Annotated in this window: 13 protein-coding genes; 3 read left to right on the top strand and 10 right to left on the bottom strand. The window is 70.3% G+C overall.

The window, feature by feature from the left end; all coding sequences use genetic code 11:
- The first annotated feature begins 93 nt into the window (after positions 1 to 93).
- Positions 94 to 1,947: an archaeosine synthase subunit alpha gene (gene arcS, locus ACOZ35_RS05565; RefSeq protein WP_424015446.1), complete on the top strand. Its 1,854-nt coding sequence runs from the start codon at positions 94 to 96 to the stop codon at positions 1,945 to 1,947.
- Positions 1,948 to 1,978: 31 nt separating this feature from the next.
- On the opposite strand, the gene ACOZ35_RS05560 is transcribed toward arcS, so the two are convergent.
- The gene (locus tag ACOZ35_RS05560; RefSeq protein WP_424015445.1) at positions 1,979 to 3,589 is read right to left on the bottom strand and encodes a SufS family cysteine desulfurase; all 1,611 of its coding nucleotides are present in this window, start codon (positions 3,587 to 3,589) and stop codon (positions 1,979 to 1,981) included.
- Between the two features lie 40 nt (positions 3,590 to 3,629).
- Here ACOZ35_RS05560 and ACOZ35_RS05555 point away from each other — a divergent pair, with 40 nt between their 5' ends.
- Positions 3,630 to 4,271, top strand: a complete 642-nt coding sequence (locus ACOZ35_RS05555; protein ID WP_424015444.1) for a type 1 glutamine amidotransferase — start codon at positions 3,630 to 3,632, stop codon at positions 4,269 to 4,271.
- A gap of 160 nt (positions 4,272 to 4,431) precedes the next feature.
- Here the strand turns inward: ACOZ35_RS05555 and ACOZ35_RS05550 are convergent, their stop codons facing one another.
- The 6 genes from ACOZ35_RS05550 to ACOZ35_RS05525 all read right to left on the bottom strand — a co-directional run bounded on the left by ACOZ35_RS05550 (position 4,432) and on the right by ACOZ35_RS05525 (position 10,462).
- Positions 4,432 to 4,857 carry a universal stress protein gene (locus tag ACOZ35_RS05550; protein ID WP_424015443.1) on the bottom strand — a complete coding sequence of 142 codons (426 nt, stop codon included), beginning with the start codon at positions 4,855 to 4,857 and terminating at the stop codon, positions 4,432 to 4,434.
- A 168-nt stretch (positions 4,858 to 5,025) separates the two neighbouring features.
- Positions 5,026 to 5,316 carry a hypothetical protein gene (locus tag ACOZ35_RS05545; protein ID WP_424015442.1) on the bottom strand — a complete coding sequence of 97 codons (291 nt, stop codon included), beginning with the start codon at positions 5,314 to 5,316 and terminating at the stop codon, positions 5,026 to 5,028.
- Between the two features lie 189 nt (positions 5,317 to 5,505).
- Entirely contained in the window at positions 5,506 to 7,041 is a 1,536-nt protein-coding gene (locus ACOZ35_RS05540; RefSeq protein ID WP_424015441.1) for an MATE family efflux transporter, read from the bottom strand.
- A gap of 97 nt (positions 7,042 to 7,138) precedes the next feature.
- Positions 7,139 to 7,579 carry an EamA family transporter gene (locus ACOZ35_RS05535; RefSeq protein ID WP_096393129.1) on the bottom strand — a complete coding sequence of 147 codons (441 nt, stop codon included), beginning with the start codon at positions 7,577 to 7,579 and terminating at the stop codon, positions 7,139 to 7,141.
- Positions 7,580 to 7,609: 30 nt separating this feature from the next.
- The gene (locus ACOZ35_RS05530) at positions 7,610 to 9,397 is read right to left on the bottom strand and encodes a histidine kinase N-terminal 7TM domain-containing protein (RefSeq protein WP_424015440.1); all 1,788 of its coding nucleotides are present in this window, start codon (positions 9,395 to 9,397) and stop codon (positions 7,610 to 7,612) included.
- Between the two features lie 99 nt (positions 9,398 to 9,496).
- Positions 9,497 to 10,462, bottom strand: a complete 966-nt coding sequence (locus ACOZ35_RS05525; protein WP_424015439.1) for a UbiA family prenyltransferase — start codon at positions 10,460 to 10,462, stop codon at positions 9,497 to 9,499.
- Between the two features lie 179 nt (positions 10,463 to 10,641).
- On the opposite strand from ACOZ35_RS05525, the gene ACOZ35_RS05520 reads away from it, so the two are divergent.
- Positions 10,642 to 11,409 (top strand): VOC family protein, encoded by a 768-nt coding sequence (locus ACOZ35_RS05520; RefSeq protein WP_424015438.1) that lies wholly within the window; start codon positions 10,642 to 10,644, stop codon positions 11,407 to 11,409.
- A 62-nt stretch (positions 11,410 to 11,471) separates the two neighbouring features.
- Here the strand turns inward: ACOZ35_RS05520 and ACOZ35_RS05515 are convergent, their stop codons facing one another.
- The 3 genes from ACOZ35_RS05515 to ACOZ35_RS05505 all read right to left on the bottom strand — a co-directional run bounded on the left by ACOZ35_RS05515 (position 11,472) and on the right by ACOZ35_RS05505 (position 15,901).
- Positions 11,472 to 14,183 (bottom strand): PAS domain S-box protein, encoded by a 2,712-nt coding sequence (locus tag ACOZ35_RS05515; protein WP_424015437.1) that lies wholly within the window; start codon positions 14,181 to 14,183, stop codon positions 11,472 to 11,474.
- A gap of 120 nt (positions 14,184 to 14,303) precedes the next feature.
- Positions 14,304 to 14,738, bottom strand: coding sequence for a Zn-ribbon domain-containing OB-fold protein (locus ACOZ35_RS05510; protein ID WP_424015436.1), 435 nt, complete (start codon positions 14,736 to 14,738; stop codon positions 14,304 to 14,306).
- Positions 14,735 to 15,901, bottom strand: coding sequence for a thiolase domain-containing protein (locus tag ACOZ35_RS05505; RefSeq protein ID WP_424015435.1), 1,167 nt, complete (start codon positions 15,899 to 15,901; stop codon positions 14,735 to 14,737). Before ACOZ35_RS05505 ends, ACOZ35_RS05510 begins: the two co-directional genes overlap by 4 nt.
- Positions 15,902 to 15,963 lie beyond the last annotated feature (62 nt).

Below are 15,963 nucleotides of genomic sequence, written 5' to 3'. Positions count from 1 at the left end.
ACAGTTGCGGCGGGGCATCGATACGGGCCCGTACCGCGTCGGCCCCCGACCGCGGAACACAAGAGAATTGACCGTCCCCGCGCGAGTGGTGGTATGACCGACTACTTCGAGGTCCACGAGCGCGACGGCGCCGCCCGCCTCGGGGCGGTCCGCCTCGCCGACCCCGTCACGACGCCGGCGCTCGCGGACCCGTTCCTCGACGACGCCGGGAGCCTCTGGGCCGGCGACCGCGAGGTGCCCGACGGCGACGAGAGCGCCCTCACGGTGTTACCGCACCGATCGTTCCCGGCCGGCACGCGCGAGGAGGTGCGCGAGTCGTTCGCGGTCGACCATCCCGACGCAGAGTTCCCTTCAGCCGCAGTCGTCGACAGCCGGAGCGCCCGCGACCTCGGCGCCGACGCGTACCTCCTTTCGGACGCGCAGGGGTTCGTCGGCCACGGCGAGGCGTTCCGTGACGCGGTCGTCCGCGCGAAGGAACGCCTGCCGCCGGACGCCGCGCTCGGCCTCTCCGGCGTCGCGACCCCCCGCAACGTCGCGCTGCTCGCGTACGCCGGCGTCGACCTCGTCGACGAAACGCTCGCGCGGACGAAGGGCACGCAGGGGATGTACCTCACCGTCGACGCGGAGCACTTCCTCGAGGACCTCGACGAGCTGCCCTGCGCCTGTCCCGCCTGCGCGAAACCCCGCGAGGAGTTCACGCGCGCCGACTGCGCCGACCACAACGTCAACGCCCTCCGCGCCGAACTCCGCCGCGTCCGCGAGCGGATCCGGAGCGGCCGCCTGCGAGATTACATCGAAGGACAGGCCCGCCACGAGGGGTGGCTCACGGCCGCGTTCCGCGAGTTCGACGACCAGTGGGTGTACCTCGAAGAACGCACGCCGCTCATGCGCGACGCGGAGGTGACGGCGGCGTCGGCGGAGACGCTCGACCGTGTCGAGATCCGGCGGTTCGCCGACCGCGTCACGAGCCGGTACCGGAATCGGTTCACCGACCAGCCGCTCGTCTTAGTCCCCTGCTCGGCCACCAAACCGTACAGCGACTCACAGAGCCACCGCCAGTTCCACGACGCGATCCAGTGGCGCGGCCACACCGTCTCGATGACCTCGCCGATCGGCGTGGTGCCCCAGGAGCTGGAGACGACCTATCCCGCCCAACACTACGACTCCGTGGTCACCGGCGACTGGAGCGGAGACGAGATCGGGTTCGTCGCGGAAGTCCTGCGCCGGTACCTCGAACGCAACGACTACTCGCGCGTGATCGCGCACGTCCCCGAGGACGGCTACCGCGAGATCTGCGAGCGGGTCGAGGGCGCGGTCGACCTCGACTTCGAGTACACCTGCGTCGACCACCCGACGACCGACGAGTCCCTCGGCGAACTGAACGCGGCGCTTCAGGGCGAGCCCGCCTACAGCAAGCGAGAGCGCGAGCACAACACGGTCCGCGCCATCGCCGACTACCTGCTCGGCGACGGCGCGGGCGACGATCTCTTCGGCGGACTCGGCGCGGGCGGCGACGGAACCGGCGCGTACGGCAGCGACGGAGCCGGGGCGTACGGCGGCGAGGCCGACGTGCGCACCACCGGTCGCTACCCGAAGCTCCAGGTGTGGGGCGACGACCCCGACGCGGGCCGCGAGGGCGAGCCGGGCGAGCAGCTGGCGACGATGGTCCCGCAGTACGGCACGCTCTCCTTCACCCTCGACGGCGCGCGCCGCTGGGTCGAGAGCGACGCGCCGACGAAGCGGGTCGAGATCGACGGGTTCGTCCCGCGCGGCTCCGTCCTCGCGCCCGGCGTCGTCGACGCCGACGACGAAATTCGGGTGGGCGACGAGGTCGTGGTCGAGGGCCCGAAGGCGTTCGCGGTCGGCCGCGCGGCGATGTCCGGTCCGGAGATGGCGGGGGCGACACGGGGGGTCGCGGTCGAGGTCCGGCACGCAGACGAGAAGTGACCGAGCCGCGAAAGACGATGCGGTAGGGGGCCTACGCGCTGTTTTTCTGGACGTACTCGCGGGCCGCCTCCCGGATGACGTCCTCCGGGCCTTCGACGCACTCGCGTCGGAGGTCGGGGTACTGCCCGTCGAGCTTGCTGGTGACGTACCCGTCGAGGTCGGCGACCTCCTCGACCGGCATCCCGTCGAGGTGCTCCGAGAGGAGGCTGGCGACGGCGCGGCTGACCGCACAGCTCCGGCTCTCGAAGGCGATCTCCTCGATACGGCCGTCGGCGATCGTGACGTGGAATTCGCCGTCGTCGCCGCAGGTCGTCTCCTCGGAGGACTTCACGAACGTCGGATCGGTGAGGGCGCCCGAGTTACGGGGGTGGTGGTAGTGTTCGCTGACGAGATCGTGGTAGCGGTCGGAGGCGAGGTACGCGTCCAGGTCGTCTCGGGCAGTGTCGACGACGTCGAGGAGGCGGTCGACGTCCGCGCGGGTGTTGTAGACGTAGAACGACGCCCGCGCGGAGCCGGGGATGTCGAGCCGGTCGTGGAGCGGCTGCGTACAGTGGTCGCCGGCGCGGATGGCGATACCCCGGTCGTTGAGGAGGCTGGAGAGGTCGTGGCCGTGGACGCCCTCGACGTTGAAGGAGACGAGGCCGGTGCGCTCCTCGCCGACGCCGGGCCCGTACGTCCGGACGAACTCTCGGTCGGCGAGTTCTCGGAGGAGGTACTGCGCGAGCTCGTTCTCGTGGTCGCGGACGGCGTCCATGCCCAGTTCCTCGAGGTAGTCGACGGCCGCGCCGAGCGCGATGCCCTCCGCGATCGGCGGCGTGCCGGCCTCGAACTTCCAAGGCAGTTCGTTCCACGTCGAGTCGGTGAGCGTGACGTTCCGGATCATCTCCCCGCCGAACAGGAACGGGTCGAGCTCCTCCAGAATCTCTCGTTTCCCGTACAGCCCACCGATTCCGGTGGGCCCGGCAAGCTTGTGGCCGCTGAACGCGAAGAAGTCCGCATCCATATCTCCCACGTCAACGGGCCGCGTCGGGGCGGACTGGGCGCCGTCGACGACCGCGTACGCGTCGTGGTCGTGCGCGAGGGCCGCGAGGTCCCCGACGGGGTTGATCGTCCCGAGCACGTTCGAGACGTGGGGCGCAGAGACGACCGCGGTGTCGTCGGTAACGAGGTCCCGGGCGGCATCCATGTCGAGGTGGCCGTCGGCCGTGACTGGAATGTGGCGGACGGTCGCGCCCGTGCGCTTGGCGATCTGCTGCCAGGTGACCAGCGTGGCGTGGTGATCCATCTCCGTCGCGACGATCTCGTCTCCCTCGCCGAGGTGCTGGCTGAGGCCGTACGCGACGAGGTTGATGCTCTCGGTGGTGTTCTTCGTGAAGACGACCTCCTCGCGGCCGTCCGCGCCGAGGAAGTCGGCGACGCGGTCGTGCGCCTCTTCGTAGGCGAGCGAGGCCTCGTGGCTGAGTTCGTGGATCCCACGGTGGATGTTCGCGTTGTAGCCCGCGTAGAACTCCTCGAAGACGTCGTACACTTGGCGGGGCGTGTGCGTGGTCGCGGCGTTGTCGAGGTAGGTGAGCGGATGCCCGTTTACGCGCCGGTCGAGCACGGGGAAGTCCGCACGTACCGCGTCGGCATCGAAACTCATGTTACTACCAAGACATCAGTTCTTCTTAAATAAACCCCAGATGATATTGGTACTCAATAACGCGGTCGACGGCGGCTACATGGCCGACGAGATCGTCCACTTCCTCCCCGACGCCCGCGCGTACCGCTACCCGCACGAGGACGGCGACCCGAGCCTTGAGGGCGTGGACGGCGTCGTCATCGGCGGAAGCGAGATCGGCGTGTACGACGAGTCCGACCAGCCGTGGATAGGGGCCCAGAAGCGGTTCGCGCGCCGACTCGTCGAGGAGGGGGTCCCGACGCTCGGCATCTGTTTCGGCCACCAGATTCTGAACGCCGCCCTCGGCGGCGAGGTCGTGGACAGCGGCACGTCCCGGCTTCAGCTCCGCGACGCCGAACTCGACGCCGACGAGCCGCTGTTCGACGGCGTCGAACCGAGCGTCCCCGTCCTTCACTCCGACGTCGTGACCGAGCTCGGCGACGGGATGGAGGTGATCGGGCGTGCGGACTACTACGAGTACTTCGCCACTCGACACCGCGACCGGCCGGTCTGGTCGGTCCAGTATCACCCCGAATTCACCCCGCGGATCGCCGACGAGTACGACGACTGGGAGGCGGCCGACGGGGCCTTCGAGGACTCCACCGCCACCCGCACACTCGCCAACTTCGCGGAGCTCGTCGAGTCGTCCGGGCGCGAATCGTAGCGGTTGCGGGCTCGGACCCGGGAAGGCGTCGAGACGCCTGCTGTGGCGTGGCATCGCCTCTGCTGACCGCAGTCCGAGACGGTGGTAGGCGGTCACCGCGGGAGTGGAGTTCTCCCTCGCTCCCCCCGACTGTTCGAGGTGCCTGTGCGTCGGTCGCGCGTCACGCGCGCCGGTCCGGGAACACCATCACCGGGACGTCCGCCTCTCTGATAAGGCGGCCGCCCGGGTCACCGGTGATCGTCCGTTTCCAATCGTCGATGTCACGGGGGGTGAACGCGACGAGCGTCGCCTCGGTCATGCCGACGGCGTCGACGAGCGCCGCCGCGACCTCCTTCGCCTCGAGCGTCAGCCACTCGAACTCGAGGTCGTCTCGGTAGAGGATGTCGAAAAAGGTATCATAAGTCGCTCCCGCGAACTGGTCTCGGCCCGTCTTGATCGTCGTCTCGCCGCTCTCACCCCGCGTCACGTGCGTCACGATGAGCGTCGTGCCCGAGTCGAGGTGCGGCCGCAGCGCCCGCGCCGTGGCCTCGGCGTCGTCGGGCCCAGCGATCGGCACCAGGATGCGTTCGAATAGCTCGTCGTTCACGAGCGTATCCTCTAAGGGCGCGAACAAAAGCGTGCGGGGCGTTCTCGGTTGTCGACGGTGCGACTCGCAACGCCGGTCGGCAGTCGGTGGTGAACGCTCCTTGGAGTGATCGCCCAGACTCGAAACCGTTCGTTGGGGGTTCGTCGGGATCGCACCCCCGAAAGCCGTTCACTCCTCGTCGTCGGCCTCTGCGCCGGCGAGTTCGGAGACCACTGCCTCCGGCTCCTCTGCGTCCTCAAGGAGCAGCCCGGTCCCGCCCGCGGCGATCATGCCCACGCCGATCGCGCGCAGCTGCCGGATGTACGCCGGCTTCGCTTCGAGGTCGGAGGCGTTGTCGAAGTTCTTTCCGAGCATTTTCTTCGTGAGGCGGACGCTCGCCTGTGGGAACAGCGCCGTCACGACACCCTGTAAGAGTATCAGCGCTGCCCCGAACAGACGGCCTTTCTCGCAGTCTTTCATGTTGATACGTACGCGTCGGTGGCGCATAAGTATTGCTCGCATTATCCAATACTGGTTTCGCTCCACCGTCTGAATTCGCCCCTCGTTCCATCTGCCATACAGCTTGTAGTTAAGAACAACACTGTTCTACTGAGACAGCGTTCGCATACGGTTCGCGAGGCGAGGCGGCGAAGCGACTCGTCGCCCGCCTCAGTCGTCCGCGGTTGCTTCGGGCCGGTACGCCTCGCTTATCTTCTTCCACTTGCCCGAGCGGAACCGCAGGTAGTTGATCGCGGCGGGAATCGTCGTCTCGGCCATGAACGCGAGGTAGAGTCCCCACAGCCCGATGGCGGGGAGCGCGACCTCCGGGATCGTGACGCCGACCAGCGGAAGATCGATCGCCGGGGTCGCGTCGTGCGCGCCGACGTACGCGAGGGGTATCGACACGCAGAACATCCCGAGGAACTGGCTCGCGAAGGGGATCTTCGTGTCGCCCGCGGCGTCGAGGGGGCCGGCCGCCCCGCCGGAGACGCCCTGGAAGATCACCGCCGCGCAGGCCGCGTACACGAGGTTGACGGCGATCGGGATCTCCGGGCTGTCTGGCGACTCGGCGAACAGCGAGACGATGTCGGTCGCGAAGGTCGCGATGAGTACCGCGGAGACCGCGTACGTCGCCACCGAGAAGCGGATGATGTCGCGGGCGTACGCCTCGGCCTCGTCGGGGCGCTCGACGCCGAGCTCTTGGCCGACGAGGCTGGAGGAGGCAAGGCCGAACCCCCAGCCGGGGGTGTTCATAATCCCCCAGATGCGGCGGGCGATGACGAACGCGGCCACGGTGTTCTCGCCGAACACGTCGAGGATGGCGAGCATCGGGAACTCGGCGGCCGTCCACACGAGGTTGCGCGCGCCGACCGGCACGCCGATTTCGATTAGGTCGCGGAGCATGCCGGGGTTGAGGTACGAGCCGGCCGGGTCGATGGCGACCGGGAACTCGCCGACGAGCGGGGCGCTCCCCCGAACGAGGCCGACCGTGAAGCCGGCGACGGCGAGCACGTTCGAGAGGACGGTGCCGACCGCGGCGCCCTCGACACCCCAGCCGAACCCGAAGATGAACAGCGCGCTCAGGACGATGTTCGCGACCGCGCCGCCCGCGCGGACCTGCATCGCGGTGTAGGCGTCGTCGCAGCCGACCAGCACGCGGCTGCCGACGAGGTTGAGCGCGGCGAACGGGACGCCGAGCCCGACCACGCGGAGGTAGTCGGCGCCGTACGCGATCGCTCGCTCGTTGCTGCTCAGCACGTCGATGAACGCCGGGGCGTACAGCCAGAACGCGCCGCTGACGGGGACGCTGATCGCGATCACGAGGAGCACGCTCGACCGGACGGCGTCGCCGAGCTCGACGAACGCCTCAGCGCTGTACCGCTGGGAGACGAGGGCGATGGTGCCGCCGGCGACGCCGCCGCCGAGCGCGAACGCGAGCCCCCAGTAGGGGCCCGCGAAGCCGACGCCGGCGACGGCGCTGGTGCCGACCGCGACGCCGACCATCGCGACGTCGACCGCGTTCTTCGACATCCGGGCGATCCCCGTCACGATCCGCGGCCACGCGAGGTCGGTGGTCCGAACCACGCGGTGGCGGTCGATCAGCCCGGCCCGAGCGAGGGCGAAGCCGATGTAGAGGATGAGCGCCCGGAACGGGTTCGGGATGCGAGAGATCAGGGCACGGAGGGAGTCCAGCAGGCGAGACACGGCAGGTGCGCTCCTTTCCCGCTGGCGGCTAAAGGGGTTTCGTCACGCGGCAGACGGTTCCGGATCGCGGGGGTCGTCGCTCCCGATCGCCCCGCGACTACGCGCCCGAGACGAGGTACACCGCGGCGGCCGCGAAGACGATCCCGAGCCCCTTCCGTGCCGTGAACGACTCGCCGAGGAACAGGAAGCCGATCACCGACGAGAAGACGAGGAACATCGCGAAGATGGGCGTCACGACGCTCACCGGGCCCAGGGAGAGCGAGCGGTACAGCGCGAGGATGCCGATCCCGAGGAATACGCCCGCGGCGAGCACGTGCGCCAGCTTCGGCGAGGCGAGGTGCGTCGTGAACCCCTGTCCGGTGTAGGCGATCACGCCGACCGCCATGGCGACGAGCAGCGTGTTCGAGACGACGACGGCGACGTCGCTCGGGATCGCGTTCGGTCCGGTCGTGGCGACGCGCATCAGCGGGGAGACGAGCGCGTACGCGCCCATCGCGAGCAGCGCGTACGGGAGATACGTCGTGGCCGTAGCGTCCATACGTCGGGGTCGCCGCCCGGAGGCAAGTGCCTATCGACCCGCGTTCGGCGGCGGCCCCCGCGAGGCCGACCCGTCGGTCGGCGCCGAGTCATCGAGGGGCGGATCCGGGGACTCCCCGTCCGGGTCGGCTCCCGGTGTCCCCGAGCGGTCGACCGGGACGCAGACCGTCACGACCGTCCCGGTCGGCTCGCGCTCGTCGAACGAGATCCGCCCGCCGATGTGGTCGACGCCCCACTTGACGATCCATAAGCCGATCCCGCTGCCGTGTCGCAGCGGCGTCTCCGTGCCGCGGTCCAACACGTCGTACTCGGCGGGGTCGATCCCGGGGCCGTCGTCAGCGACGGTGACCTCGACCCAGCCGTCCGCGACCGCGGCGTCGATCCGCATCCACGGCGCCTCCGCGTCGTTGTGTCTGACCGCGTTCGTACAGAGGTTCCCCAAGACGACCTCCAAGACGGCCGGAACCGGGACGGCCGCCACCCGACCGACGTCGATCCGGGCGTCCGGGGCGGCCGCTCGAGCCTCCGCGACGGCCTCGTCGACGACGTCCGTGAGCGGTGCCGACTCGGACTCCTCCGTCGGGTCGAACAGCTCGCCGGCGGTCCGGGTGCGCTCGCTGAGTTCGAGCATCCGTCCGGCGCTCTTCTCGATGATCGACAGGGCGCGCTCGTCGGTCGGGTCCGAGCGGAGCTGTTCGGCGTACCCCTGAATGAGGTTGGTCTCCGTCCGAACGTCGTGACGGAACACGCGGTTGAGCACGTTGAGCCGCTGTTGTTGGCCGAGGTACGCCCCGACGTCGTGGAAGGTGATCACCCGGGCGGTGGTTCGGTCGTGGTCGTCGACCACGTCCCGTACCGTCACCTCGTACGGTCGCTGGCCGTCGCGGCCGACGATCGGAATCGCTCGCGGCTTGTCCCCCTCGGCGTCGACGTCGCTGACCGCGTCGTACCGCGGCACGACCGCCGACGCGGACTCCCCGATCGCGGCGCGCCGGTCGATGCCGAACGTCTCGGCCGCGCTCTCGTTCAAGTCGACGAGGAGCCCCTCCGTGCCGACGACGAAGACGGGGTCGTGGAGCTGCTCGAAGACGAGCTGTCGTGCGCGGCGGCGGGGGGCCGGCGCGAGCGTCAGCAGCCGGAACCGGGAGAGCGCGAGCAGGTACGCCACCCCGGAGATCACGAACACGAGCGGGGTGGGGTCGAGCCCGGGGATCGGGATCGCGCCGGAGAGGTACGCGATGCTGCCGGCCCACGGCGCGGCGGTCCCGACGAGCAGCGCCGCGCTCTGCCCCCGGAACGGGCGCGCGTCGTCGCGGATCAGCTGGATCAGGGGGACCGACCCCGCCGCGCCGAGGAGGTAGGTGTACCCCGCGATGATGTAGTACAGCGGGCCGGGGACGACGTCGAGGAACGTCCCGACGACGGTCTCGCGCACGACGCGGTCGACCGCGAGGAGGTTGCCCGGGTCGCCGGCGGCGGCGACCGCGACGGTGGCGGCCGGGACGACCGACACGAGCGCCACGGAGAACGGTGTCACGTAGCGGTCGTAGCCGGTGTACGCCAGCGCGAAGAAGAGCCAGCCGACCGGGATGGCGACGACGCCCACCCACTGGACGTCGTACCAGAGCGCCTTCGCCGGCAGCGTCGCCGCCTCCAGCTCGAAGACAAGAAACGTCGCCCACCAGACCTGACCGGCAAGCAGCACTGCGAGCCACGTCGCGCCCGGCTCCGGTCGCTCGCGCCACGCGAGGATCGCCCCAGCCAACCCGACCGTCACCGCGACGAGGAGGGCGACTGACAGGGGACTCAGCGCGGCCATATCGTTTTTTACGCGCATTGGTTTTATAACTCATCGGATCGATTCGTCTTATTGAAAAAATCGGCCGCTGGGCACCTCGGAGCCGTGTACGTCGCTGCCTCACCCGCCGATCGCGAGGAGGACCGCGCCGGCGACGAGGTAGCTGGCGTCCGGCGCGACGCCGAGCGCCGCGCCGCCGAGCCGGTCGGCCAGCGCGGTGACGGTCACGGAGACCGCGAGACCGACGCCGAGTGCGGCGATGGCTAGCGGCGACGCGGCGCCGGTCGCGGCGGTGGCCGCCAGCAGTCCGGCCGCGACCGCGTCGACGGCGAACAGGACCCGCCGCGTTCCGGTGACCCCGTACACGACGGGGAGCGTCGCCACGCCCTGCGCTGTGTCGGCCGCCACGTCCCTGACGTTCGGGACCTCGACGTCGACGAACGAGCGGGCGAAGACGTAGGCGAACAGCAGGCCGACCGCGGGCGTCCCCACCGAGTCGACGGGGACGCCGGCGAACGCGAGCGGGGCGGCGACGACGGCGACCGCCCAGGCGAGCGCGACCGCCGCGGAGTTGAGGAGGAACACGTCCTTCAAGCGCGGCACGGAGACCTCGCCGAGCGGTGCGAGGAGATCCCCGGCAGTCGGCAGCCAGTCGGTGGCGTAGCCGATCCACATCGAGCCGGGGACGAGGACCAACGCGAGCGCCGCGGGACCCGCACCGGCCGCCAGCGCGACGGCCAGCCCGTAGCTCACCGCGGCGGCGACCATCAGCTGATCGGCGTAGCGGAGCGCGATCCGCGCCCGTAACGGCGTCGAGCCGGCGTCGCCCTCGGCGTCGGCGACGTGGTCCGCGGCGTACACCGCGAACGCGGCGAGCCCCACCGCGACCGGCGCGGTCGAGAGCGGCACGCCGAGCGCGACCGTCACGACCGCCACCTCGACGGCCGCGACGAGCCCCGTGAACGGCGCTCCGACCGCGAACGCGGCGATCTGTCGGAGCGTCCCCGAGTCGGGGGGTGTTGTGTGCGAGCGATACTGCGCTGTCGTGCCGTCCGGCGCGGACGGCCTCGTGGGTTCGTTTGCCATTTGAACGTTCGCCGCTCGAAGACGGCGAACGTCCGGAATGGGGGATCGAAACGTATCTATCCACTCCGTACGGCGTTAATAAAACGTGAATTCTCGCGGTATCAGTTCGGCAAGTCCGTCGTCACGGGACGGGTTCGGGCTTCAGTACGCTTTTGACCCGAGCGGCCGATCGCTCGCGTATGGATGGAACCTTCGACCACGTGATGATCCGCGTCGAGGACTTAGAGGAGAGCCTCGACTGGTACCAGACCCACCTGAACTACGAGGAGAAGGGCCGCTGGGAGGCGGACACGTTCACCAACGTCTTCCTCGGGCCCGAGGACGTCCACGAGGACGGCGCCCTCTTAGAGCTCACGTACAACCACGACGACCGCACCTACGACCTCGGCGACGCCTGGGGGCACATCGCGGTCCGCGTCCCCGAGGACGCGCTGCAGGAGTCGTACGACCAGCTGATGGACGAGGGCGTCGAGGACTACCGCGACCCCGAGTCCTGCGGGAACCGCTACGCGTTCGTGAAGGACCCCGACGGTCACGAGATCGAGATTGTCAAGCGCGACCACGGCGCGAAGTGGAGCATCGACCACACGATGATCCGCGTCGAGGACGCCGACGAGGCGCTCGGCTACTGGACCCGGAAGTTCGAGTACGCCGAGTTCCCCGGCCGCTGGGAGGCCGACTCGTTCTCGAACTACTTCGTGGCGCCCGAGGACGCCCCGCAGGAGGCGATGAAGCTCGAACTCACCTACAACTACGACGGCCGCGAGTACACGATGGGCGACGCCTGGGGCCACGTCGCGGTGCGCGTCGACGACCTCGACGACGCCTGGGACGACCTCATGACCCGCGAGGCGCCCGACTACCGCGACCCCGAATCGTGCGACCACAACTACGCGTTCACGAAGGACCAAGACGGCCACGAGGTCGAACTGGTCACGCGGGACTGACGAGAGTCCGCGATAGGCCGACCGTTCGAGCCCAACGTTTCTCCCGTCGCGCTTCGATCCGGTTAGTCCGCGGACTCGACCCCGGTGACCTCGAACCGCGCCCCGCCCGCCTCGCTCTCGACGGCGCGCACCGACCACCCGTGCGCGTCGGCAACCTGCTCGACGATCCGCAGTCCGAACCCGGTCCCCGACTGCGAGGTCGAGTGGCCGGTGTCGAACACCTCCTCGCGCCGGTCCGGGTCGATCCCCGGCCCGTCGTCGGCCACGTAGAAGCCGTCCGGGAGCGTGCCGACCGTGACCGTCACGTCCTCGCCGCCGTGTTCGATCGCGTTTCGGATCAGGTTCTCCAACAGCTGCCTGAGCCGTCCCTCGTCCGCGAGGATCGTCCCCTCGGCCTCGCTGCGGAGCGTCGCGTCCACAGTGTCGACGGTCCGCCAGCAGGAGCCGACGATCCGTCCCAGGTCGACCCGCTCGGCGTCGGTCACGGGCTCGCCCTCGCGGGCGAGCGTGAGCAGGTCGTCGATCAGGGCGGTCATCCGGTCGTGCGCGCGCTCGACCGCCGCCAGGTGGTCGCTGTCGCACTCCTCGCGCGCGAGTTCGGTCCGGCCGCGCGCGACCTCCAGCGGGTTCCGGAGGTCGTGTGACACCACGCCGGCGAACTCCTCTAACCGGTCGTTCTGCCGCTCCAGCTCGGCGGTCCGCTCGGCGAGCCGCCGGGTGCGCGCCTCGGCCTGAAACGCCGTCTCGGCCGCAGTCGCGAGGATGCCGGCGAGGTACTCGTCGACCCCGTCGAACACGCCCGGCTCCGTCTCGCCGATCGCGATCGTCCCGTACTCGCCGATCGGGACGATCAGCAGGCTGCGGAGCGCCGTGCCGGCGTCGAGCGCGTCGGTCGCCAGGATGTCGTCGTACATCCGCGGCTCGCCCGCCTCGAAGACCGCCCAGTTGAGGCTCTCCCCGTCGGGTGTGAACGTCTCGCGCTCCGGGAGCAGCTCCTCGGCCTCGGGCGAGACCGCCGACGGCACCAGTCCGCCCGCCGCCTCGTCGTGGACCCGGACGGTTACGATCGAGAACCCCAGCACGTCGGTGGCTGCCTCCACGGCCCGCTCCGCGATCTCCGCCCGAGACTCCGCCCCGACGAGCGTCCGGGTGGCGCCGTGGAGGCGCTCGACGCGGCTCTCTCGCTCGATACGGTCGAGCGCGGCCTCGAGGTGGCCGGAGAGGATCTCGGCCACGAGGACGTCGGTGTCGGTGAACTCGCGCGGCTCCGGGGAGGAGACGACGAACAGCCCGTGGTTACCGATCGGGCGCAACACGAGGCTCTCGGCGGGCGAGGACTCGTCGAGCCCCTCGTACGTCGACAGCTCGTCGATGACCACCGACTCTTCGCCCTCGAAGGCGTCCCACGCCAGCGCCGCCCGCGTCCCCGGCGGCGCGTCCCGGTCGTACGCCGGCTGCGTCTCGAACAGCGCCGGCACCGACTGGCCGAGGGCGGCCGGTTCGAGGCGGCCCCCGTCGTCGGTGCGCAGGTGGATCCCGCTCAGGCCGGCGTCGATCAGGTCGTCGACCGCTTCCACCGCCAGTTCGGCCGCCTCTTCGGTAGTCCGGGTGTAGTTGAGCTCTCGGGTCCACTCCCGGAGCCGGGAGAGGGTCCGCTCGCGCTCCTTCCGCGCGGAGACGTCGCGCGTGGTGACGACGTACCCCTCGATGCCGTCGGTCTCGATCCGCTCGCTGCCGACGGACTCGAGCCAGCGGTACTCACCGTCGGCCGTCTCGAACCGGTACTCGGCGGTCGGGAGATCCTCGCCGGGGGTGAGTTCGCCGAACGCGGTCCTGACCGCCTCCCGGTCCTCCGGGTGGATGTAGTCCAGCGCCCGCTCGCCGAGCAGGTCGGACGGAGCGTGGCCGGTCACGCGCTCACAGGAGGGGCTCAGGTACCGGAACCGCCAGTCGCTCGACAGCACCGCGACCACGTCGCTCGCATGCTCGATGAACGCCCGGTGTCGCTCCCGCTCGCCGTCGTCGCGGATCACGCCCACGAACCGCCGCTCGCCGTCGACCTGGTACTCGCCGTACGACAGGGAGACGGGGATCTCGCTCCCGTCGCGGTGGAGCGCGTTAAACCGAACGTCCGACCAATCGACGCCCCGCTCGCCCGTGTCGAGGTACCGCTCGACCGCCTCGCGGTGGCGGTCCCGGTGTCGTTCGGGCATCAGCGTCGTCAGCGGCTCGCCCTCCAGCTCCGACGGTTCGTACCCGAACACCGACTCGACGGCCGGGTTCGCGAACCGGATCACGCTGTCGGTGTCGATCGACACGATCGCGTCCGACGCGCCCTCCGCGACCGCGCGGAACTGCTCGACCGCCTGCTCCGCCTCCCGCTCGGCCCGCCGCTTCTCGACGGCCTCGACGATCCGGTTCGCCAGCCGCTCGTACCGCTCCGTGCCGCCGCGCTTCTGGAGGTAGTCGGTGACGCCGGCGGAGATGGCCTCGCTCGCGACCTCTTCGCTCCCCCGCCCGGTGAAGAGGATGAATGGGAGATCCGGGTCACGCTCGCGCACCTCGGCGAGGAACGCGAGCCCGTCCGTCCCGGGCATCTCGTAATCGGAGACGATGCACTCGATGTCGCGCTCCGCTAAGACGTCGAGCCCGGTGGCCGCGTCCGGCGCCGTCTCGACCGCTATCTGGTCAGCCTCGCGCTCCAGAAACGTGGCGGTGACCGCGCGGAGGTCCGGGTCGTCGTCGACGAGGAGGACCGTAATGCGGTCGGACATGTGTTTCGACTACCGACGACCCGGATATAACGGTTTTGGCGTTGACACGCTCGGCACAGAAACGCACCCGGAGACCGGTTTCCGCTTCGGCTCACCGAGCCCGTCGGTCGGCTATCGCGCTCAGCGCTCGCCCGCGGGCCGGAAGACGACGAGCCGCTCGCCGTCGGTGGTCCGTTCGCCCACGCCGACCGCGACCGAATCCCCGATTTCGACCGCGGGCGCCTCGTCGTCCGCGCCGCCGTCGCGGACGATCCCCGTCAGCCGCGTCGGGCCGAAGTCGACCACGGCGGTCGCGTACGGCGCGTCGTCTGCGAAGCGCGGCGACGGGACGTGGACGACGCTGTACGTCTCGACGGTCCCCGTCTCGTCGAGGGGCTCCCGCGAGAGGTCTGGGGAGCCGCACTCGGGACACACCCGCCGCGGGGGAAGGGAGCCGTGCCCCTCCGGGCAGACCAGGGCGAATCCGTCTCCCTCGGCGAGCGCGTCGAGCCACTCGGCGTAGCCGCGGTCCGTCGACGACGAGGCGTCCGCCGCGTCCGCGCCGTCGCCACTCATTCTGCCACCTCCAGCACGTGGACGACCGCGCTGGCGACCGTGCCGCCCGCGTTGTGCGCGACGCCGACCTCGGCGTCCGAGACGTGCTCGCTGTTGGGGTGGTCGCCGCGGAGGAGCCGGGTCAGCTCCGCGATCTGCGAGCCGCCCGTGGCGCCGACCGGGTGCCCCTTCGCCTTCAGCCCGCCCGAGAGGTTCACCGGGAGGTCGCCGTCGGCGGTCGTGACGCCCTCGCGGGCCGCCGCGATCCCCTCACCGGGCTCGAACAGCCCCAGCGACTCCAGCGCCAGCACCTCGGCGATGGTGAAGCAGTCGTGGACCTCGGCGACGTCGACGTCGGCCGCCTCGACGCCGGCGTCGGCGTAGGCCGCGTCGGCCGCGTCGTCGGCGGCCGGCGTCCGTGCGAGGTGCTCGCGGTCACCGAGCGCCATCCGGTCGGTCCCCTGTCCGGTGCCCGTCACCGCGACTGAGGCGTCGAGGTCGTGCTCGGCCGCGTACTCCTCGGAGACTAACACGAGCGCGCTCGCGCCGTCGGTGATCGGGCAGGCGTCGTAGAGGTGGAGCGGCTCCGCGACCGGCGGGGCGTCCATCGCCTCCGCGACGGACACCTCCTTGCGGTACTGGGCGTACTCGTTCGGCAGGGCGTTCTCGTGGTTCTTAGACGCGACGTGGGCGAGGTCCTCGCGGCTACCCCCGTACGCGTCGAAGTAGGCGTTCGCCATGAGGGCGTACGCGCCCGGGAAAGTGACTCCCGCGCGCACCTCGTAGAGGTCGTCGGCCGCGATGGCGAGCCCCTCCGTCACCTCCGCGGTCGGGAGGTTCGTCATGCGTTCCATCCCGCCCGCGAGGACGACGTCGGCGTCGCCCGCCGCCACCGTCCTGACCGCCTCGCGGACCGCCACGCCGGCCGACGCGCACGCCGACTCGTAGCGCGTCGCCGGGCAACGGACGCCCGCGGCCTCTGCCATCAGCGGCGCTTGGTGGCCCTGATGTTCGGCGAGCGCACCCATGAAGTTCCCGTAGTTCAGCTCCTCGACGTCGGCCCTGTCGACCGCCGCGTCCTCGAACGCCCGCAGCGCGGCCTCGCCGAACAGGTCGCGGCCGGTGCGCTCCGGGTGGCTGCCGAATGGGGTGAGCCCGACCCCGGCTACGCGTACGTCTGACATACACGAACGATGATCGGGGATGCGGTTTAGCTCTGCCGGAAGCGGGGGTTCCGGTCGCCGAA

The sequence above is a fragment of the Halorubrum xinjiangense genome (assembly GCF_049604745.1).
In the GTDB taxonomy this organism is placed as follows: domain Archaea; phylum Halobacteriota; class Halobacteria; order Halobacteriales; family Haloferacaceae; genus Halorubrum; species Halorubrum xinjiangense_A.
The sequence above is the reverse complement of the archived record's forward strand: the minus strand, read 5'-3'. Positions and strand labels throughout refer to the sequence as shown.

Bases quoted from the DNA above. Each gene is read 5' to 3' on its own strand.
- ACOZ35_RS05535 (WP_096393129.1), bottom strand. From the start codon at position 7,579: ATGGACGCTACGGCCACGACGTATCTCCCGTACGCGCTGCTCGCGATG.
- ACOZ35_RS05530 (WP_424015440.1), bottom strand. From the start codon at position 9,397: ATGGCCGCGCTGAGTCCCCTGTCAGTCGCCCTCCTCGTCGCGGTGACG.
- ACOZ35_RS05515 (WP_424015437.1), bottom strand. From the start codon at position 14,183: ATGTCCGACCGCATTACGGTCCTCCTCGTCGACGACGACCCGGACCTC.
- ACOZ35_RS05525 (WP_424015439.1), bottom strand. From the start codon at position 10,462: ATGGCAAACGAACCCACGAGGCCGTCCGCGCCGGACGGCACGACAGCG.
- ACOZ35_RS05555 (WP_424015444.1), top strand. From the start codon at position 3,630: ATGATATTGGTACTCAATAACGCGGTCGACGGCGGCTACATGGCCGAC.
- ACOZ35_RS05545 (WP_424015442.1), bottom strand. From the start codon at position 5,316: ATGAAAGACTGCGAGAAAGGCCGTCTGTTCGGGGCAGCGCTGATACTC.
- ACOZ35_RS05505 (WP_424015435.1), bottom strand. From the start codon at position 15,901: ATGTCAGACGTACGCGTAGCCGGGGTCGGGCTCACCCCATTCGGCAGC.
- ACOZ35_RS05520 (WP_424015438.1), top strand. From the start codon at position 10,642: ATGGATGGAACCTTCGACCACGTGATGATCCGCGTCGAGGACTTAGAG.
- arcS (WP_424015446.1), top strand. From the start codon at position 94: ATGACCGACTACTTCGAGGTCCACGAGCGCGACGGCGCCGCCCGCCTC.
- ACOZ35_RS05560 (WP_424015445.1), bottom strand. From the start codon at position 3,589: ATGAGTTTCGATGCCGACGCGGTACGTGCGGACTTCCCCGTGCTCGAC.
- ACOZ35_RS05510 (WP_424015436.1), bottom strand. From the start codon at position 14,738: ATGAGTGGCGACGGCGCGGACGCGGCGGACGCCTCGTCGTCGACGGAC.